Raw genomic sequence first — 20,362 nt, forward strand, 5'->3', positions numbered from 1 at the left:
TTTTCCCATCATTGTTGCGATTGCTGTTGCCGGCAACAAAAAATTTTTTACCGGTAAAAGCAATATGTATCAATCATTTTAATCCTTATCTTGACCGCCAAAATCCACATCTAAAATTGCTATATGAATAATCAAAACCAATCTTCGCGAAGGAAATTTTTACAACAAATCGGCGCTACTTCTTTACTCGCGGCCGCATCGCCACTCAGCAGTTTAGCTGCAAAAGAAAAAGCAGAAGAACGCATATTACATTACGAAAGAAAAATATCGCCCAACGATAAAATACGCCTTGGCGTAATAGGCTTTGGCGTGCAAGGTCACTTCGACCTGCGCGAAATGCTGCGGGTGCCCGGCATCGAGCTGGCAGGCATTTGCGACTTATATACCGGCAGGCTCGAAAATGCAAAAGAGCTATATGGTAAAGATTTGTTTACCACCCGCAACTACGAAGATATCTTAAACAAAAGTGACATTGATGCAGTGCTTATTGCTACTACCGATTGCTGGCATGCGCATATAACCGAGGCAGCTTTGAAAAAAGGAAAAGCGGTGTATATAGAGAAACCGATGGTAAAGAAAATAAGTGAAGGTTATGGGGTAATAGAGACACAGAAAAAAACCGGGAAAGTATTGCAGGTAGGCAGCCAGCGCGTTAGCAGCATCACGTACGCCAAAGCAAAAGAACTGCTTGCCGCCGGCGAAATAGGCAAACTGAATATGGTGAATGCTGTGTATGACCGCCAGAGTTCCATTGGTGCGTGGGAATATACCATTGCACAAGATGCATCGCCCGAAACGCTGGACTGGAATAAATATGCGGAAATTGTGGGCAACGTACCTTATGACCCTAAAAAGTTTTTCTGGTGGCGCGCTTATAAAGAATTTGGCACCGGGGTAGCCGGCGACTTATTTATACACCTGCTGAGCGGAACACATTTTATCACCAACTCCAAAGGACCGGAAAGCATTTACAGCAGTGGGCAACTGAGCTACTGGAAGGATGGCAGAAACATGCCCGATGTAATGACCGGCATTATGCAGTATCCCGATTCGCCGGAGCATCCGGCATTTCAACTGACCTTACAGGTAAACTTTATCAGCGGCACCGGCGGGCAGGAAAGAACCCAGTTTGTTGGCTCGGAGGGCGTGATGGTAGTAGATGGTAATAATTTACATATTTCGCACAGCATTATGCCCGAAGCACCTGGTTTTGGCGGCTACGATTCGGTATTTACGTTTCCTAAACAAATGCAGGAAGACATGACAAAGGCATATAATGCCAAATGGACCGATGCACAAAAACAACGCCCAAAGAAACCGGATGTGAACTTTAAAGCACCCGATGGCTACGATGAGCACCTGGACCATGTAACCAACTTTTTTGATTCGGTGCGCACAGGTAAACCGGTAGTGGAAGACGCAGTTTTTGGCTTCAGAGCAGCAGTGCCGGCATTATCGTGCAACGAAAGCTATTTCCAAAAGAAGATTATCCGCTGGGATCCGGTAAATATGAAGCTGGTATAATGTTGCTGTCACATTCTGTTTTAACCGGCATTTCAAAGTATGAGGAAAACAAATCTTCAAATTATTTATATCAATTAATTCTGTAATCAAAATGTGGACTTGTCATGCTGAGGTACGAAGCATCTGTGAATTGTAATTAAATCGCTTTTGAATTAGACTTGGATCTACAGCAATGTTCAGGTGCCTTCTTCGTCAGCATGACAAAAACCACTTACCACTGATGGGTGTCTTAACCATTAACTCATCAATAAAACCTGCTATATGAAAAAATATTTCCTTCTTTTAACCCTCTTTTTTTTCGCTATTGTTTCTGTAAAAGCACAGCTTACCAATACAAAATGGAAGGCTACCATTCAGGCAGATGAAACATTGGACTTAGAATTTCAATTTGGCAAAGACACGTTGAATGTCATCAACCTTGGAGAAGCATCTGTTATTGAAGTATATACTTATACCACTGCGAACAGCGTGATTACTTTACATAAAGTGTACGGGCAAAGCGAATGTGATACAGCTACTACCGGACAATACAAATATGCCATAAAAGAGCATGCAATCAGTTTTATGATAATGGAAGATGCTTGTGAGCAACGAGCAGCAATATTGAATAATAGCCAATGGACGAAAGTAGAATAACTGCTGCTCATTTTTATAGTCTTTTTTTACAGTAAATTACCTGGCGTTTTGTATTTTCGGAATAAACAAGGTTTAAAGTTCGTCATGCCATAACAAAAGCGGCAGACACATCTCCTGTACTACAACAAGGCAGCGATCTCTCCCGTTCGTTTAAACGGCGATGCAGATTGAATATCAGATAGAACCGCCAAACAGCTTTACTATTAATAGCAAAATCTTTATAGCAACCCTGCAGGTACTTTTGTTGTAGCTGCCCAAACCTGCCAGCACAAAACATAAAAATAAATTTAAAGGCAACCTTTTTACAAAGCTTGCGTATTTGCAAAAGGAATACAGTTCTGCCTTATCTTTATAAAGTGAGATAGAACTTGTACAATTACTGTTACTGTTTAGTCTTTGCCATTGTATGCTTGTTTAGCCCGGAATAATAAACCAATTGCCTGTTTATAAAATTGAAAAACGAGACTCATGATTTTACCAGTACAAAGAGGTATTTGAAGCATTTGCATTAAATAAATTTTCTCTTTATTATAAAACCACTTAATCATGATACTATGAAAAAGATTACCCTCCTCTTTACGCTTGCGTTCATTGCAATCTCATCAGCAAGTTTTGCAAAAAGAATTATTATTAAAGTTTCCAACTTCCAGTTCTCACCGAGTAGCGTCAATGCTAAAGTAGGTGATACCATCATATGGAAATGGGTAACCGGTAAACATACTACTACATCATTGTCCATCCCTGCAAACGCAAAAGCCTGGGATAGGCCCATAGATGTGGACCATAAAAGTTTTAGATATATACTAAAAGTAGCGGGAGTTTATAAATATGATTGTACCATTCATGCTTCGGTAATGAAAGGCACTCTAAATGTAACAAAACGGCTGACTGCGAATTTAGATAACTTTACCATCAATGGAGACAATGCTCAGGCAATGCTCAAGTGGAACACTACCTCTTCTGAAGAGGTGTCTTATTTTTCCATACAAAGAAGTACCGATGGAAACAACTTTACCGAAATAGCCAAAGTAAATGCAAACACCTCAAATTTGTACAATTTTAAAGACAGGGATGCACTGCAGGATAAATACATCTATTATCAGGTAGCCATGGTGGATGTAAATGGCAACCGGCAATTATCACCTATACAAATGTTTGCCAACACGCGTGCTATTACTCCAAAACTCATCACCAGTCTCAGTCCCAACCCTATAAGCAGCCCGGGACATTTGATGCTGCAGTTTAATGCAGATAAAGATGGAACCATGCTGGCAAAATTGTATAATCAAACCGGGCTTCTAATTAAAGAAGAAAAGCTAAGTGCCGTAAAAGGGTTGAACAATGGGCACTTCCACATGGGCAGCCTTGCACCCGGCACCTATTATATTGTTTTCACGTTGGGTGATATTACAGAAAAGCATGTCGTCGTCGTACAATAATAACTGTAATTGGAAAGTATTATTAAAGGAGATATTCATTGATTTACTGCCGGGCATTTTTACCCGGCAGTACTATTTACAATAAGAAAAAGTTTTTATTCTGTTAGATATTTACACCCAAAGGCAGGTCTTGCATTATTACCAGGAAAATGCAAGGATGAATTTATTGCCACCTGAAATGAAAATAATTTTTTAAGCCTCGAAGGCACAGAAAACTTCACTATACTCCTATAAGCGTCACATTATCCGCCGCCTACTTTATCCTGCTCTTCCGTTTCGTTGTAGCCGGTAACCGGCGGCATATATTTTTCTTCTGCCATCTCTTCCCTCTCCTTAATATCATCGCGGTCTGCATTATTGCTGTTTAAACCGTTCTTACCAACATTGTTATTGCCTGTTAAATAGTCCTGCAATTGCTGCAACCCCTCCTCCCAGCCTTGCTTATGCGGCTGCACGTGCTCCTCGCTTTCAAAGCCGGCTTGCGTTATCCGGATGGCAGCATGGCTGTTATCGCCCTCAAAATGTACTGATAATTTATAAGCTGCATTTTCCTCTCGCTCTAGTTTCAAATGCCAGTTCCAGGTGTACTCCAGTAAGCTATGTTCTTCCACTTTCTCGTATCTGCCATCAATGATAAGGCTGTTATTCTCAAAAACATATTTTACTTCACCACCTTCTTTTATATCATTTATTACATCTGCCAGTTTTTTACCCATTGGCTTCCACCATTGTTTTAACTGCTCGGGTTGTGTCCACGCGTTATACGCTGCTTCTTTTGAACAGTTCAGTTCTTTTGAAATGGTGAGGTTTGATGCATTATTTGCCATTTGCTACTATTTAGAAGAAACCATCTTCAAACATCATGCAAGGATGTGGCAACGACATTTGTATATGCAACGGTTGCAGGTTGTACAGTTTTGCATTTGAGGGCTGTTCAATATTATCTGATTGAAAGCCAATTACTGTGGCCTTTATGCAGCTCCCGTTTTCAATGCCAAAGGCAGCTCTGTATCTCTGGTTCACAACCATTTCGGGCAAGCACAAATGTGAAGGATTCGCCAATTCTCGCCCGCTAAAAGCAATATACAAACAACAAAGTGTTGATTAATGATCAACTAATTTCAACCAGCTTCATCAGGAGTTTACGGTAGGTTGCCGGCAATTAAACAAGCCATTAGCATGCAGGCAAGAATAACTTCCTTATCTTTGGGCGCAATATTTACCGTATATATTCTAACGTTTGAATTATTATGCACATACAACTCTTACGTGTAAAACTCCAGCAAGTAATTGTATCAGAAAGCTCCAGAAGCTATCCTGGCAGTATTGCTTTGCCCGATGAACTAATAGAAGCTGCCGGTCTCAAACTCTTTGAGCAGGTTCATGTAAATAATCTTAGCAATGGCAGCCGTATTGTAACCTATGTAGTGCGCAGCAAAAAAGAAGGATTTGTTTCACTCAATGGTGCTGCTTCGTGGTTGTTTAATAAAGGCGATCAGATACACATTTTAGCTTACGGCTATTTCAATGAAGAAGATGCCGAACGCTTTGAGCCTAAGATCATCTATACCAACGAACACAACAGGGTTGTAGAGGCGAAGGTTTATGCTTTTTAATGTAGAAAAAGCGATCATACAACGGATAACAGACTGGCACAATTGGCCATTTTACCTTTTTTATTTTCCTCTTGGCTACGCGTGGGTGTGGTATTATATAAAAACACGCTCGCTATGGTTTTTTACGGCCTCCAACCCAACATTGACATTCGGAGGTTTTGAAGGAGAAGCTAAAAGCGAAATGTACACACAATTGCCGTCGGAACTATATCCCAAAAGCATTTTTATATCTCCTGCCTTACCTTTTGCTGATGTAACGCCACAATTGCTTCGTGCAGGTATCCGCTATCCGTTTGTAGTAAAGCCGGATGTAGGTATGAAAGGATTGTTGTTTAGAAAAATAGTAAACGAGCAACAGTTAAAGACGTATCATTCAGCCATGCCGGCAACCTACATCATCCAGGAGTTTATTGATATGCCATGCGAAGTGAGTGTTTTTTATTGCAGAAAACCCGCAAATTGCAAAGGCAGTATTACCGCTTTTATAGAAAAAAAACTATTGGAAGTAACGGGCAACGGCTCCTCTACACTTGAAGCCTTGATCAGTAACAATGCTGAAGCAAAGGAGTTTTTAAGTACCATCAAAAAGCAACATGCAAAGGATTTACAAACGGTTTTACCTGCAGGTGAAACGTTTTGCATATCGCATATTGCCAATTTGTATAATGGCGCCCGCTTTGTTGATCTTACCAGCGAAGTAAATGATACTTTGCATCAAATTTTTGATACTATTAGCCATCAAACGCAATTCCTGTACGGACGTTACGACATCAAGTGCCAGTCTGTAGAAGACATGCTGCAGGGGAAAAATTTTATTATACTCGAGTTTAACGGGGCAGGCTCTGTCCCCAATCATATTCATGCAGGCAAGTACAATCTGCCGCAGGCTTACAAAGAAATTTTAAAACATTGGAAAGCGATGTACGAAATAAGCCGCGATAACTGTAAAAACGGCATACCGTACTGGGGTTTTTTAAAAGGCTATCGTTTTCTGCAAAACTCTAAACGGTACTTCAACAAGCTAAAGCAGTTGGATAAAGAACTGGATTTGAATGTCAGGTGATGCATATAGCTGTTACTGTAATTCATGATTATACTTTTGATACTTTTTTGCAATGCACTTCTTTTATTTTTTAACCTAAAAATCTTTGAGGTGCGCTATGCTAGTACTGCAAAGAACAGGAAGATATAAGAGCGATACCGATTCAACAAGTCCGGTACAAAAACGATTGGTTTAATAAAAACAAATAGTCTTCGTAATCTTTATAAATTTTACATCAATTATCATTTAAAGAACAGGCAGGTCGGAAAGACCCGCCTGTTCTTTTTTCTTCCAGGCTTGCTGCGTTACCACTTGCGAAGAACAAAATGTAAGAAATGTAAATTATTCATTTAGAAATAATGTAACCAGCGTTGTTACAAACGAAATAAAGCAATCTGTAATTTTTATCTCTTTTCAATATTTCTTACAATATTTCTTGATCCCAAATAACTGGATATGTGGTAAACTGTTAAAAAAGCTGGCATATAGAAATCACCGTTTTTTACTATGGTTTACGGAGGAAAGTCAGCGGGCTATCGGTACCGTTAAGTGTTAAATACAGTGCATCGGTGCCACTGGGCTCCACACCTGTAGTGTAAATATATGAGTTATTGGTACTCAATTCTCCTTTGCTTAAATCCCGGTCTTCTGCCACTTGTCCATCCACCGTCCGGCGGTAGTGGGCTCTGGAAGGATGCGTTTTGATTACTTTAGATGCCGCATCTACTTCCACCGTGCCATGGGTAACTGATTGCTGGTAAGTTTGTACACCACTAGCTACAGTTCCCGAGGTAAAATACTGGGTATAAGTGCCATCGGCATTAAAAGTGAATGCAAAAGCATACTCCACGCCATTGCCGATATATTCTCCCGGATTTTGGCTCCAATATTCAGTCATTGAAAAATTTCCAAACATCCAGTTGCCTCTTAGTTCTGCAGGCACATCAGTACGCGGTCCAGCGGGACTATCTGCATCTGATTTTGAACACGCAGTAATTGTCAATGTTAAAGCAACAGCTAATAACAAAATAAGTTGTTTCATGTTTTGTTTTTATAGGGTTTAATGGTAGTGCAAAGGTGTGGTATAAACAGGGGCAAAGGCAAGCTGCTGAGTAATTAATTGAAAAAGATAGTGGATGAATTGAAATAATACCGCAGGCCTGGAGATTATAAGTGTACAGCGCTTGCAATTGCGTTATCCTTCATCACCGGCATATTTATCGGATGGTGAAGAACACGGCAAAGCCATGAAGCGCCCTTATCTTTCCTGCAATCCCTCACCTACTCTTCCACGCCTGCTTCTATAGTAGAAGGATGCGCCGCATCGTGCAAAATAGTAATGCGCTCTTTCTTATAGTCGCTGTCCGCTGCATCGGGTATATTTATAAACTGCTGCGGGTTACGGTCTACCAGCGGAAACCAACTGCTTTGCACCTGCACCATAATGCGGTGACCTTTCAAAAAAGTATGCGCCACATCATTTAATTGCAACGTTACTTTGGTAGGTTCGTTGGGCGTAAAAGGTACAGGATTTTCAAAACTATTGCGGAATTTGCCGCGCAATACTTCCGCTCTTACCAGTTGTTGGGTGTTGTTGCTATCGGGCAGTACATCAATCACTTTCACTACAAAATCGGCGTCGCTGCCACTCAGGCTTACATACAGGTTGGCCATAATAGGTCCCAGTACCGTTTTATCGTTTTGCAACACTTCGCTTTGATAATATACAACATCATTGCGCCCCGAGGCAAAGCTTTGGTCGGCAGCCATATATTCATTAAGGCGGTCAGCACTGCGTTGGTTAATGTAAGGGACAGGATTAGCCGGATCGGACGTATATTCATCTTTGCCCTTTAGCTTACCTTTTTGCAATAGTAATTGATGGTTGTAATTCAACCACCAGGTTTCATGCGCCATACCTTTTGGCGGCCATGCCTTAAATCTTTTCCACTCGTTACTGCCGGTTACAAAAATGGTGGCTTCCGTAGTATCAAAACTGCCTTTCTCTTTAAGATAAAAATTGAAGAAATTAAATTCTATCTGCTGAAATGCAGCATTCAAATCCTGGCCAAACTGATAGCCCGCAAATTGGTTCCATTGCTTTTTTTCCCATGCGCCGTGCGTCCAGGGAGCCATTATCAAAAAGTTATTATTATGGAGGTTTTGCTGTTCAATGGCTTTGTATGTATGCAATGCGCCAAAGAGGTCTTCCGCATCAAACCAGCCGCCTACCACCAGTGTAGCAGGGTGAATATTTTTTAAATGCGGACGAATGTTTCTTGCCTGCCAATACGCATCCTTGGTAGCATGCGCCAGGAATTCATTCCATATGTTGGATGTATTACGAAAGTACAAATCGTTGAAGTGGTGCAATGCGCCTGTTTGTAAGTAAAAATCATACACCTCATTGATGTTAAGTGTTGAATCTACAGGCGGGTTTTCTGCTCTTGGGCCATTGCGTGGTGCATCAAAAAAGTTTAGAAAGCTAAAATTATCCATCAGGAAAAAAGCACCGCGATGATAGGCATCATCCCCCTCAAACTCGTCTGTTACCGGTGCCTGCGGCGATGCCGCTTTGAGGGCCGGATGTGCATTGGGCAAAGCCGCTGTGGCATAAAAACCTGGATATGAAATACCATATATACCAGCCTTACCATTGTTGTGGCTGATGTTTTTTAACAGCCAGTCTATCGTGTCGTACGTGTCGCTGCTTTCATCCACCTGCTTGCTGTCTTTTTTATCATCAATAGCAGGTGTCATCTCTTCAAATTGTCCTTCGCTCATATGCCTGCCGCGTACATCCTGATACACAAAGATGTATTTTTCGCGTGTGAAAAGCGGGTTTGGACCAAGGCGTTTTCTATAAATAGCCTCGCCATAAGGCGCTACCGAATAAGGCGTTCTGTTGATGAGAAAAGGATATGATTGAGTAGTATCTTTTGGAATATAAACACTGGTAAACAACTTCACCCCATCGCGCATAGCAATACGCACTTCTTTTTTGGTGTAATTGTCTTGAATATATGCTGAATCGCCTGCAAGAGGCTGCGCAAAAGATGGTAAACAAAGAATAATAAGGAAAGAAAATAACAGATATTTCATACGGATAAAGGTAATGACTACAGGTATTGAGTAGAACTGTGAACCCATATTATTGCGGGCGAAGTACTCTGTAAATGGCAGGACAATCAACACAAGCCATCCATATTGATCTTACATCAACCGGGCAAAGCTCCTTCACTCCGCTGGTAATACTAATAATCAGTAAATTTTGAAAACTGAATTCATTTTAATAAAAGCACTCCCATACTGCCTTTGCACCAAAAATGCAATCTATTTTCATCCTACATTTGACTGCATGAATACACCATTGCAGGCTGTGCATCACATCGCTATTATTTGTTCGGATTACGAAGTCTCCAAACGTTTTTATACCGGAGTATTGGGTTTGCATATCATTCGCGAAGTATATCGCGAACGCCGGCAATCGTACAAACTGGATCTGGCAATTGGTGACCATTACATAATAGAATTGTTTTCATTTCCGTATCCGCCGCCACGCCCATCCACACCCGAAGCTTGCGGACTCAGGCATCTTGCATTTGCAGTAAACAACTTAGACGCAGCTATTCAGCATCTCCATAACAACGATGTTGCAACTGAACCGGTACGGGTAGATGAATATACCGGCAAACGATTTACTTTCTTTAAAGATCCGGACGGTTTGCCACTGGAGTTATATGAAGTGTAAATCTTATTTTATGGCATGGAGCTGCTAATGGAAGTGAGTAAGATGTAAGATAATAATGTATGTGTGATGAATTTTTTGTAAAGGTACATTGCAGATTATCTTATTAATAATACTTTACTGAAGATTATTGGGAAACGCATTTGCCTATTGCAAAAATAGCAGCATCCATTACTCCATACAGCGGTGCCCATTCCATCCATACCGAAAATTGCAATTCTGTAAATACATAAGCGCTTTACTACTATTGGTATAATAACGGTTGTTTTTGGCCACACCCATTTCAGGTTTATCACACTGCCCGCTACTATAAGTATAATACTTTTACTTAATAATTATTTCTTTGATAATATGCTGCTTAATTAAGCATCACATAAGCCCAAACTTCTCCAACTTTAAAAATCCGTTTTCCAACTTTGAAACTGGCTTGGTGCTAATTTTTTCGTAACGTATTCAGTTTCAACATTAATCTTTTTGGCATTTCTGTTGTCTATTACAGAGTCTTTGATATTGGATTCCGGGGGAAGAGTATTTCTATACTGTACCCTCTTTTTTTATCTGTTAAATCTATTATCAATTAAATATTTTATCACTGCTTTCCAATTCGTATCAATTCTATTAAACTACGAACAGGAAGTACTTATCAGGTTATCGTTTTTACACTCTTATAAAGCAAAAAAAACACCAGTCGTTTTTTTTGAAGCAGGCTGTAGAGTAGATGTTTAGTGCTTAGCGCAACCATCGAACACCAAAGGCGCCAACACTCACCAGAGTACCTGTACATAATTGGGGGGTTTAAGTGCATATACTTTTGGGTCACAAACCCATATAAAGGAACGTAACTAAAACACAGAATAAACCGCTGAAGCTATTAGCTATAAAAGAATGCCCGTTTATTACAACAGATTTATCCGTTTTATTCTTTTCTATCTTTATTTATCCCAACAATCTCTCAAATCTTCATCAAGGAAACATTCTTCGTCAAAAAGTTTTCGAAAACGAAATCTTTGTCCGATACCGGACAAAACGGAAGCGTCCATTTAAATTAAATGGATGATAATGAACTATTTACCGGTGGCACGCCGGTTGAATAATCTGAGCAAAATAGAAATAATGGATACGGCGCTTCCCAATACAGTAATACAACAGCGTAACAGAAAAAAGGTATATTTAGTTGTTGACGTGCTGCTTGTCCTTTCAATTTGCATCTGGCTCGTACGGTTCTCTTTTGCATCCACCATCAGCCGCTCTGCTTTCACCACTTCAACTGTTGAAGTAGGCAGCATCGAAAATACATTGACTGCTTCTGGTCAAATTTTGCCTGAATTTGAGGAAGTAATCACAAGTCCTATTTCAGCTTCTATACAAAATGTACTATTAGATGCCGGCAGTGCGGTAAAAGCCGGGCAAGCCATTCTTACATTAGACAAAACCGCCACCCAAACAGAATATGAAAAACAGAAGTTTCAGTTAGAAAGCAAACGCAACAGCATACAACAATTAAAAGTAGAATTAGACAAAAGTTTTTACGATATAAAATCCAACAACGATATTAAGCAACTGCGGATCAACAGCTTAAAAGCAGCCGTAGAAGATGCCAAACGCCTGTACAAGGCAGGTGGCGGTACAAAGGAAGATGTAGAACGGGCCGAACTGGATTTAAAAGTTGCCGAACTGGAAAAAAAGCAATTGGAGAATGAAATAAAAGCAAAGCAAAAAACCATGCAGTTGGAAATACGCGAATCGGAAATTGCCGCCGCCATACAGGAAAATGATTTAAATGCTTTAGGAAGAAAATTACAGATGGCAGATATTGTTGCCAACCATGCCGGTGTAATAACGTGGGTAAACAAAAATATTGGCGTCAGCATACAGGAAGGTGAATCGCTGGCACGCGTAGCCGACCTCAGCAGCTTTAAAGCTAACGGCACTATTTCCGATACTTATTTAGATCAACTGCACAACGGCATGCCTGTTATCATTCGCGCCAATGATATGGAGGTACGGGGTATTATCAGTACTATTTATCCATCTGTCCAAAATGGCATTGTTTCCTTCGACATACAGCTCAATGACCGCAACAACAAGCAGTTGCGACCAGATATGAAAGTGGATGTGTACGTAGTAACGGCTGCTAACAACCATACCATGCGTGTGGCCAATGGTGCTGCATTTAAAGGTGCACCAATGCAAGACATTTTTGTACTGAAAGGGGATAAAGCAGAAAGAAGAACGGTGCACATCGGCATGAGCAACTTTGATTATGTAGAAATAAAGGATAATGTGCAACCCGGCGATGTGGTGATTACTTCGGATATGAGTGATTATAAAAATGCAAAAGAAATCACCATTAAAAAGTAATACATGAGACAGCTACAATTGATATTTTTTTTATTGTTCCAGTTGCTGCTGTGCAAGGGTTTCAGCCAAAAAGATAATGACACGGTACAGCTAAGCCTGCAGCAAATAGTGCAGATGGCAAAAAATAAATCCATTGCATCGCAACAGGCAATCACCAGCCGTGAAACACGCTATTGGGAATGGCGAACGTATCGCTCTAACTATAAACCACAGCTTTCTTTAGAAGGTATTCTGCCGGGCTACAACAAAACTTATCTGCAGGTAGTGCAGCCCAACGGAACAATTGAATTTCAACCTATACACAACAACAATTCATCCCTCAACCTTTCTTTCAGCCAAAGCATTGCGCAAACGGGTGGTACCATTTTCGGCACCTCGCAGTTGCAGCGTTTTGATGACTTTGACCGGAAGAATACGTTGTACAACAGTATGCCGTATGCTATTGGTTACAACCAGCCTATTTTTCAATTCAATAGCTTGAAATGGGACAAGAAAATAGAGCCGCTGAAATATAGCGAAAGCAAGCAGGCTTTTACAGAAGATATGGAACAAATTGCCGTAACGGCAAGTGGCTATTTTTTCGACCTTTTACTGGCGCAGGTAAACCTGAAAGCTGCCGAAACTAATTTAACCAATACGCAAAAAATTCTGGCTATTGCTAATGAGAAATTCGACCTTGGTAAAATATCTAAAAACGAAATATTACAACTACAGTTAGAATTATTAAAGTCGCAGAAAGCAGTAGGTATTGCCAAGCGCGATATGGAAATTGCTACGTTAAATATAAAAGCATACACTGGTATGCAGGGCAACAGCAAAATAGAACTGATGGTTCCGGAAGGTGAAATTAATATGCAGTTGAGCACCGATAAAGTATTGGAAGAAGCATACGCCAACAGAAGCGATGCGATTGCCTTTATGCGCCGCATTGCCGAGGCAAAAAGAGATGTAGCAAAAGCAAAAGCCAACAGTGGTATCAATGCGTCTTTAACGGCTAACTTAGGCTTTTCGAAAAGTGCTGCCACGGTTGGCAAAGTGTACCGCTCGCCACAAGACCAGCAGTTGCTGCAGCTTCAGTTTGATATTCCGGTACTGGACTGGGGCAGGCAGAAATCGCGCACCAAAACCGCCGAAGCCAATTTGAAATTAACGGAATATTCGGTAGCGCAGGACAAGCAAAATTTTACACAGGAAATCATTACGCAGGTAACGCTTTTCCAGATGATGAAAGACCAGGTAGCACTATCGGCAAGAGCAGACAGTATTGCTACTGAAAAGTACGGTATTGCCAAAGACCGTTATGTGTTGGGCAATTTAAGCATCACCGATTTGGGGATTGCTTTTGAAGAAAAAGACCAGGCGAAAAGAGATTATGTAGCGGCGCTGCGCGACTTGTGGAGCGCTTATTATGAGCTCCGGTATTTATCCCTGTATGACTTTGAGAAAAACCAAAAAATTATGTACAAATAAAAATGCCATTGCGAATGATAGCGAAGCAATCTGTGGATGGTATTAAAATCAAAATAAGTCATCAGAGGATTGTATTCGTGCTAAATTTTATAAAGATAGAATTAAGCCACTCATAGTGATTTACAGCTTAGCATAAATTGCTTCGCTATCGCTCGTAATGACGAAGATTGTCAAATTACAAAAGCAACAATTCATTCTAAATATTCATTAGTTCACAACAACTATTCAACTAACAATTTTACAAACAAAAACAAATAATTTATGATACAGGTTCAACAACCCACCATGCAAACAACTACTGCAATTAACGATAAAAGAGAAGCTATGATACACTTGCAAAACGTTGAAAAAGTGTATCGCACCGATACGATTGAAACACTGGCTTTAAGCAATATCAATCTCCATATTGCCAAAGGCGAATTTTTGTCTATCATGGGTCCATCGGGCTGCGGCAAAAGTACCTTGCTCAATATTATAGGTTTGCTGGATGCAGCTACCAAAGGTCAGGTGCTGATTGATAATCAGGATACTACCCATTTATCGGATAAAGCCATGGCGCAGTTTCGCAATAAAAAAATTGGTTTCATTTTTCAAAGCTATCATCTCATTAATGATCTTGCTGTGCAGGACAATGTAGAGCTTCCCCTGCTCTACCGCAGCAGCTCGGCAAAAGAAAGAAGGCAACGCTCTGCCGAAGCTTTGCAAAAAGTAGGCTTAAGCAACCGCATGAAACATTTTCCAAAACAGCTTTCGGGCGGACAAAAGCAACGCGTAGCCATTGCCAGAGCGATTGTAGGGCAGCCAGAGATTATACTGGCGGATGAGCCAACCGGCAACCTGGATAGTGCCATGGGCGATGAAATCATGAACATCTTACTGCACCTTAACAGCACTGAAGGTACAACCATAATAATGGTTACACACGATGAATACATGGCAAAGAAAACACATCGTTTAGTGCGCTTGTTTGATGGCTCGCAAGTGCAGTAAAATAGATGACAGATGATAGCTGATAGATGACAACGTGTATGATGCTGCAACTGTTCTTCACCTATAGTTAATAATTCAACATTTATAATTCTTTTTATATGCTTAAAAATTATTTTAAAATAGCCATAGCGGTACTAAAGCGAAGGAAATTCTTCACTTTTATTTCTTTGTTTGGCATTTCCTTTACGCTTACGATACTTATAGTTTTAACTGCATTTGTAGACAATATAGTTAGCGCCAATTATCCTGAAGTAAACCGGGATCGTTCGCTATATATTATTTCCATTCAACAAAAAGATACCGTGCACCAGGGGCAAATGACGGGACCAGCGAGTTATTATTATTTAAGTCATTATGTAGAGACTTTGAAAACACCAGCGATGGTTGCTATCTCTTCCATGTTTGCTCCAACCAATGCGTATGTAAACAATCGCAAACTAGTGCTAAATATGAAGTACACCAACGATGCTTTCTGGAAGGTGTTGCAGTTTCAATTTCTGGAAGGTAAGCCATACACGCAACAGCAAATTGAAAACGGCGAGCATATTGCTGTAATAACGGAAGATACAAAGCAGCAATACTTTGGCGATGTGCCTTCGGTGGTGGGTAAATATATTGAAGCAGACAATGTGCAGTACCGCGTAACAGGCGTTGTAAAAAGTGTCCCTGTTATCATGCCTGTAACTTATGCTGACATCTTTGTACCTTATACATTTTCCAAAGCAGACTGGAGAACAAAAACATACTCAGGAAGCTACACTGCTGTTTTGCTTGCCAATTCACCATCAGACTTTAAGAAAATACAAGCGGAGTATGCCAATGTTGTTGCTAAAATTCCGCCGGAAAACAAAGATTTTAATGTGCTGGTAAGTTCTGCAGATACCTATCTCAAAAGTTTTTTAGCTATCAGTAATAAAGGCAACGGTGTAGAAATATTAACTACGGTTATTCTTGTATTTGCATTGTTTGTTATGCTGTTGCCTACACTCAACCTCATCAATATCAATATAAGCCGTATTATGGAGCGCTCGTCTGAAATAGGCGTACGCAAAGCATTTGGCGCCTCTTCCAAAACACTGGTTATACAGTTTATAGTTGAAAATCTTATCCTCACCATTTTCGGTGCGGTGCTTGGCTTGCTGGTTTCGTTTATTATAATTCAGATGATCAACAACAGTAATCTTATTGCAAATATTCACCTCACCATCAACTTTACAGTACTGTTTTATGCGTTGCTTGCATGTCTTGCTTTTGGCTTATTCTCAGGCGTTTACCCTGCCTGGCGTATGTCGAAAATGCACATAGCAACTGCATTAAAAGCACAATAATATTCACCTTAAAAAAGATTATATGTTCAGGCATTTATTTAAACTGATATGGAACAAAAAGAAAGAAAACTTTCTGATGATAACAGAAATGCTGGTGTCGTTTCTTGTAATATTTGCAGTGCTTTCTATGACGGTTTTTTATTATCACAATTACCGGCAGCCAATGGGCTTTGATTATGAGGATGTATGGGTGGTAAATTATTCAGCGCCACAAAGCGCGCAGCGCGGCGATTCTGCCATGTTGTTCAGGCAAACGATACGGCAAATGCTACTCTCTATGCCGCAGATAAAAAAATTAAGCTTTGCAGGAAGTAATGTACCGTTTGCTATGAGCACTTCCAACTCAAATATCGATTATAATGGCAAGTCAGTACTTGCAAACATTTATGATTCAGAAATCAGCTACGCCAGCGTACTCAATATGCACCTGAAAGAAGGACGATGGTTTACACAAGCTGATGAAGTATCAAAATATCCGCCGGTTGTCATTAATGAAATGACGAAAGAAGCCTTGTTTGGCAAGGATCAGGCAGTTGGAAAACTAATAGGAAAGGACAATCCTTTAAAGGTGGTAGGTGTTGTTCAAAATTTGAAAGATAAAGGTGATTACCAGCCGGTTGAATATGGCATGTACAAACTAATGGATACTGGTTCGTATCACCATGCAAGCACTATTTTGTTGAAGGTGCAGCCCGGTACAGACGCTGCTTTCGAAGGCAAGATTTTCAAACAACTTTCTAATGCAATTGGCTCAAGCATCGAAATAGAACATCTGGATAAAAAACTCGCTTCAAAAAACAAGATATTTTTAGTACCGGCTATTATTGCGACAATTGTAGCTGCATTTCTCATCATCAATGTTGCGCTTGGTTTGTTTGGTGTGTTGTGGTATAATATCAATAAACGCAGAAGCGAAATTGGCTTGCGTCGTGCAGTGGGCGCTACGGGTAATTCCGTTTCAAAACAGCTTGTTGGCGAAGCACTGATGCTCTCTACGTTTGCGCTCATTATCGGTTCGTTTTTCGCTGTGCAGTTTCCCTTGCTCAATGTGTTCGATTTACCTGAAGGTGTTTATATTATTGCAATGGTTTTATCCATCTTATTTATTTACTTTCTTGTAATTATTTGTGCATTATATCCAGGCAGGCAGGCGGCTGCAATTTACCCTGCTACTGCATTGCACGAAGATTAGAAAAATTGCTTATTTTACCTGCTGATTTCCACCGCGGAGAACAGGAGTAAATAGAGTTTACGCAGAGTACATAAATTTTATTAACGGCTGTTTAAAATCAGTAAGTTAAAAACCAGTGATTACAGCCGTCTTGCCGACGAAAGGAGGCATCTCTGCTTTTTTAGTTCGTTATCGTTGCGGGGATTTCTCCCGTTGGTCGAAATGACGAAACCCTGATTTATTAGCTCTATAAATTTAAACAGCTTCTAATCTTTTAAAATACTCAAAAAAATCTCTGCGAAACCTCCTATAACTCCTGTTCTCCGCGGTGAACCCAAAAAATTAAACTTGCTGTTGTATGATACTGATTATTGATGATGATATTGCTGTACGAACTTCATTAATTCTGTTGTTGGAAAATGAAGGCTACCGCACGGCTACTGCCGATGGCCCGGAAAAAGCATTAAAGATCTTGTTTGAAGAAAAGCCGGAACTCATCATTTTGGATTTAAATTTTTCTTTAGCCACTTCCGGCGAAGAAGGTATGGAATTACTGAAAAAAATACGGCAAATTAATGGCGCTATTCCGGTGATTTTAATTACCGGCTGGGGAAGTATTGAATTAGCCGTGCAAGGCATGAAACTGGGTGCCAACGATTTCATCAATAAGCCGTGGAGCAACGAACATTTGCTGCAATCTATTAAGACATTATTGAATCTTACCGGCAAAAAGAAAGAACATCATTCACGCAAGCAGTTAGACAATTTATACAACTTCCAGCACATCATTGGCGAAGACCTAAAAATGTTGAATATTTTAGAAACCATTGGTCAGGTTGCCGGTACCGATGCTTCGGTATTGATACGTGGCGAAAGTGGTACGGGTAAAGAATTAATTGCAGAAGCGATTCACCAAAACTCATTGCGCCGCAACAAACCTTTTATTAAAGTAAATCTCGGCGGCATTAGTTCTTCCTTGTTTGAAAGTGAAATGTTTGGTCATGTACGCGGTGCATTCACTGATGCAAAATTTGACAGAACCGGACGTTTTGAAATGGCAAATAAAGGCACTATTTTCTTAGATGAAATAGGTGATTTGGATGCCGGCAGCCAGGTAAAATTATTGCGTGTATTGCAAGACAGAACGTATGAAGTACTCGGTAGCAGCCGTACTAAAACAGTAGATGTGCGTGTAATTTGCGCTACGAATAAGAACCTGGATGAGATGATACTGGAAAATACTTTTCGCGAGGATCTATTGTACCGTATCAACCTTATTACTATCCATCTGCCGGCATTGCGGGAGCGCCCGAAAGATATTCCTTTACTGGTGAACTTCTTCGTCAATAACCTTCGTGAAGTATATAATCGTCCCAACTTAACCGTAACGCCCGATGGGATGAAATGGCTGCAGCAATTGCCTTTACCCGGCAATATCAGACAGTTGAAAAACTTAGTAGAACGCTCTGTTTTAGTAACCAGAAAAAATGAATTAAATGCAGAAGATTTCAAAGCCCAGTTAGAGCAATCTCCACAAAAGAAAGGTACTGTTCAGTTGCCCGGAGTTGGTGCCATCACATTGGAAGAAATGGAAGTGCAAATGATTAAGAGAACCATGGCTTATTACAACAATAAAGTATCTAAAGCTGCTACATCGCTGGGGCTTACGCGTAGTGCCTTGTACCGCCGGCTCGATAAATATAACATACCTTATGATGAAACTGCGGACTAAGTATTTGTTCTTTGTTGCACTACTACACCTCGTAGCACTGGTGCTTAGTTTTTATGTCTTTCAGGAGAATAAACTATACTTTATTGTTTCAGAAATTTTCATTTTTATTTCTGCAGCTATTGCATGGAGTTTTTATAAAGAATTGATAGCGCCACTGAGGCGATTGATGCAAGGCATAGAAGCTATAAAAGACAGGGATTTCAACGTAAAATTTTTGACAACCGGTAGTCCGGAAATGGGCCAGTTGATTAATGTATATAACACGATGATTGATGAATTGAGAAAAGAACGCACGCAACAGGAACAGCAACATTTTTTCCTGGAAAAACTGATTGCTACTTCTCCAACCGGCATTATTATTCTGGATTATGACAACCATATTCAACTGGTAAATTATAAAGCACTTACGATAATAAAACTGCCGGAGAATAAGTTGATTGGGAGAACAATGAATGACATCAATCATCCAATTATTAATCAGGTAAAAACACTGGAATCCGGCGAATCAGTTACTATCAACCTTACCGGTATTAATATGTACAAAGTGCAAAAAGCACAGTTTATTGACCGGGGCTTTGCAAGAAGTTTTATTATGATAGAAGAGCTGACCGAAGAAATAGTAAGTGCTGAAAAGAAGGTATATAGTAAGGTCATCCGCATGATGGCGCACGAAGTGAATAATTCTATTGGTCCGGTTAATTCTATTCTTCATTCTGCTTTAAACATGCAACAGTTATGGCAACAGCCGTCAACAGCCATGCTTAAAGAAGCTTTATGTACCGCTATCATGCGTAATGAAAACCTGAATGTATTTACGAGAAATTTTGCCAACCTGGTAAAACTGCCAGAGCCGATAAAAAAGCCCATAAGCGTGCATCAACTGGTACATGCCATAGCGCACCTGATGGAAATAAGAGCGGCAGAAAAAAACATTCGATTCCAAATTCATCTGCCGGAGCAGGATTTTATTATTTATGCAGACGAAGCACAAATGGAACAGGTGTTGGTAAACATTGTAAAAAATGCTATTGAAGCTATTGACGAAGGAGGTATTATTACCTTTATTGTAAAGGACAACAAGCTGATAATTGCCGATACCGGCCAAGGTATTGATGCCAATCATCAGCAATATATCTTCTCCCCTTTCTTCAGTACCAAGAAAGACGGGCAAGGCATTGGACTAACGCTGGTAAGAGAAGTACTTACCAATCACGGTTTTCATTTTACTTTAGAGAGAAACGTTGCGGCATTGCAAACGGAGTTTATAATAGATTTTAGCAGGCACAATTAATATACAATTGGCAA

Annotated in this window: 16 protein-coding genes; 13 read left to right on the top strand and 3 right to left on the bottom strand. The window is 40.2% G+C overall.

The annotated features are described in order from the left end of the window. Positions 1–123 precede the first annotated feature (123 nt). The 3 genes from FC093_RS14270 (at position 124) to FC093_RS14280 (ending at position 3,599) form a co-directional block, all read left to right on the top strand. The gene (locus FC093_RS14270) at positions 124–1,524 is read left to right on the top strand and encodes a Gfo/Idh/MocA family protein (protein ID WP_137262471.1); all 1,401 of its coding nucleotides are present in this window, start codon (positions 124–126) and stop codon (positions 1,522–1,524) included. Between the two features lie 261 nt (positions 1,525–1,785). Beyond that, a complete protein-coding gene (locus FC093_RS14275) occupies positions 1,786–2,160 on the top strand; it encodes a hypothetical protein (RefSeq protein WP_137262472.1) in 375 nt (124 codons plus the stop codon). A 554-nt stretch (positions 2,161–2,714) separates the two neighbouring features. Next, on the top strand, positions 2,715–3,599 hold the full coding sequence (locus tag FC093_RS14280) for a plastocyanin/azurin family copper-binding protein (protein WP_137262473.1): 885 nt from the start codon (positions 2,715–2,717) through the stop codon (positions 3,597–3,599). Positions 3,600–3,841: 242 nt separating this feature from the next. Here FC093_RS14280 and FC093_RS14285 read toward each other — a convergent pair whose 3' ends face one another. Beyond that, positions 3,842–4,426 (bottom strand): SRPBCC family protein, encoded by a 585-nt coding sequence (locus tag FC093_RS14285; RefSeq protein ID WP_137262474.1) that lies wholly within the window; start codon positions 4,424–4,426, stop codon positions 3,842–3,844. A 423-nt stretch (positions 4,427–4,849) separates the two neighbouring features. Here FC093_RS14285 and FC093_RS14290 point away from each other — a divergent pair, with 423 nt between their 5' ends. Beyond that, positions 4,850–5,215: an aspartate 1-decarboxylase gene (locus tag FC093_RS14290; protein ID WP_137262475.1), complete on the top strand. Its 366-nt coding sequence runs from the start codon at positions 4,850–4,852 to the stop codon at positions 5,213–5,215. Beyond that, complete coding sequence (locus FC093_RS14295; RefSeq protein WP_137262476.1) at positions 5,205–6,278, top strand: ATP-grasp domain-containing protein; 1,074 nt, start codon at positions 5,205–5,207, stop codon at positions 6,276–6,278. The genes FC093_RS14290 and FC093_RS14295 overlap by 11 nt, the downstream gene beginning before the upstream one ends. A 484-nt stretch (positions 6,279–6,762) precedes the next feature. Here FC093_RS14295 and FC093_RS14300 read toward each other — a convergent pair whose 3' ends face one another. After that, positions 6,763–7,299 (bottom strand): hypothetical protein, encoded by a 537-nt coding sequence (locus tag FC093_RS14300; protein ID WP_137262477.1) that lies wholly within the window; start codon positions 7,297–7,299, stop codon positions 6,763–6,765. 239 nt (positions 7,300–7,538) lie between these two features. Beyond that, complete coding sequence (locus FC093_RS14305) at positions 7,539–9,359, bottom strand: CocE/NonD family hydrolase (RefSeq protein WP_240743310.1); 1,821 nt, start codon at positions 9,357–9,359, stop codon at positions 7,539–7,541. A gap of 256 nt (positions 9,360–9,615) precedes the next feature. On the opposite strand from FC093_RS14305, the gene gloA2 reads away from it, so the two are divergent. The 8 genes from gloA2 (at position 9,616) to FC093_RS14345 (ending at position 20,348) form a co-directional block, all read left to right on the top strand. Then, positions 9,616–10,008, top strand: coding sequence for an SMU1112c/YaeR family gloxylase I-like metalloprotein (gene gloA2, locus FC093_RS14310; protein WP_137262478.1), 393 nt, complete (start codon positions 9,616–9,618; stop codon positions 10,006–10,008). 1,056 nt (positions 10,009–11,064) lie between these two features. Further along, positions 11,065–12,366 carry an efflux RND transporter periplasmic adaptor subunit gene (locus tag FC093_RS14315; RefSeq protein WP_240743311.1) on the top strand — a complete coding sequence of 434 codons (1,302 nt, stop codon included), beginning with the start codon at positions 11,065–11,067 and terminating at the stop codon, positions 12,364–12,366. Between the two features lie 3 nt (positions 12,367–12,369). Then, entirely contained in the window at positions 12,370–13,836 is a 1,467-nt protein-coding gene (locus tag FC093_RS14320; protein ID WP_137262479.1) for a TolC family protein, read from the top strand. Positions 13,837–14,097: 261 nt separating this feature from the next. Further along, positions 14,098–14,826 (top strand): ABC transporter ATP-binding protein, encoded by a 729-nt coding sequence (locus tag FC093_RS14325; protein WP_317129049.1) that lies wholly within the window; start codon positions 14,098–14,100, stop codon positions 14,824–14,826. Between the two features lie 98 nt (positions 14,827–14,924). Beyond that, entirely contained in the window at positions 14,925–16,154 is a 1,230-nt protein-coding gene (locus FC093_RS14330; RefSeq protein ID WP_137262480.1) for an ABC transporter permease, read from the top strand. Positions 16,155–16,176: 22 nt separating this feature from the next. After that, positions 16,177–17,346, top strand: a complete 1,170-nt coding sequence (locus tag FC093_RS14335; protein WP_137262481.1) for an ABC transporter permease — start codon at positions 16,177–16,179, stop codon at positions 17,344–17,346. A gap of 337 nt (positions 17,347–17,683) precedes the next feature. Beyond that, on the top strand, positions 17,684–19,057 hold the full coding sequence (locus FC093_RS14340; RefSeq protein WP_137262482.1) for a sigma-54-dependent transcriptional regulator: 1,374 nt from the start codon (positions 17,684–17,686) through the stop codon (positions 19,055–19,057). Beyond that, complete coding sequence (locus FC093_RS14345; RefSeq protein ID WP_240743312.1) at positions 19,038–20,348, top strand: sensor histidine kinase; 1,311 nt, start codon at positions 19,038–19,040, stop codon at positions 20,346–20,348. Before FC093_RS14340 ends, FC093_RS14345 begins: the two co-directional genes overlap by 20 nt. Positions 20,349–20,362 lie beyond the last annotated feature (14 nt).

The organism is Ilyomonas limi, assembly GCF_005233845.1.
Taxonomy (GTDB): Bacteria; Bacteroidota; Bacteroidia; order Chitinophagales; family Chitinophagaceae; genus Ilyomonas; species Ilyomonas limi.

Excerpts from the sequence above, each read along its gene's own strand:
- FC093_RS14320 (WP_137262479.1), top strand. The coding sequence starts at position 12,370 with ATGAGACAGCTACAATTGATATTTTTTTTATTGTTCCAGTTGCTGCTG.
- FC093_RS14340 (WP_137262482.1), top strand. The coding sequence starts at position 17,684 with ATGATACTGATTATTGATGATGATATTGCTGTACGAACTTCATTAATT.
- FC093_RS14325 (WP_317129049.1), top strand. The coding sequence starts at position 14,098 with ATGATACAGGTTCAACAACCCACCATGCAAACAACTACTGCAATTAAC.
- FC093_RS14270 (WP_137262471.1), top strand. The coding sequence starts at position 124 with ATGAATAATCAAAACCAATCTTCGCGAAGGAAATTTTTACAACAAATC.
- FC093_RS14280 (WP_137262473.1), top strand. The coding sequence starts at position 2,715 with ATGAAAAAGATTACCCTCCTCTTTACGCTTGCGTTCATTGCAATCTCA.
- FC093_RS14345 (WP_240743312.1), top strand. The coding sequence starts at position 19,038 with ATGATGAAACTGCGGACTAAGTATTTGTTCTTTGTTGCACTACTACAC.
- FC093_RS14315 (WP_240743311.1), top strand. The coding sequence starts at position 11,065 with ATGAACTATTTACCGGTGGCACGCCGGTTGAATAATCTGAGCAAAATA.
- FC093_RS14295 (WP_137262476.1), top strand. The coding sequence starts at position 5,205 with ATGCTTTTTAATGTAGAAAAAGCGATCATACAACGGATAACAGACTGG.
- FC093_RS14330 (WP_137262480.1), top strand. The coding sequence starts at position 14,925 with ATGCTTAAAAATTATTTTAAAATAGCCATAGCGGTACTAAAGCGAAGG.
- FC093_RS14285 (WP_137262474.1), bottom strand. The coding sequence starts at position 4,426 with ATGGCAAATAATGCATCAAACCTCACCATTTCAAAAGAACTGAACTGT.
- FC093_RS14290 (WP_137262475.1), top strand. The coding sequence starts at position 4,850 with ATGCACATACAACTCTTACGTGTAAAACTCCAGCAAGTAATTGTATCA.
- FC093_RS14275 (WP_137262472.1), top strand. The coding sequence starts at position 1,786 with ATGAAAAAATATTTCCTTCTTTTAACCCTCTTTTTTTTCGCTATTGTT.
- FC093_RS14300 (WP_137262477.1), bottom strand. The coding sequence starts at position 7,299 with ATGAAACAACTTATTTTGTTATTAGCTGTTGCTTTAACATTGACAATT.
- gloA2 (WP_137262478.1), top strand. The coding sequence starts at position 9,616 with ATGAATACACCATTGCAGGCTGTGCATCACATCGCTATTATTTGTTCG.
- FC093_RS14335 (WP_137262481.1), top strand. The coding sequence starts at position 16,177 with ATGTTCAGGCATTTATTTAAACTGATATGGAACAAAAAGAAAGAAAAC.
- FC093_RS14305 (WP_240743310.1), bottom strand. The coding sequence starts at position 9,359 with ATGAAATATCTGTTATTTTCTTTCCTTATTATTCTTTGTTTACCATCT.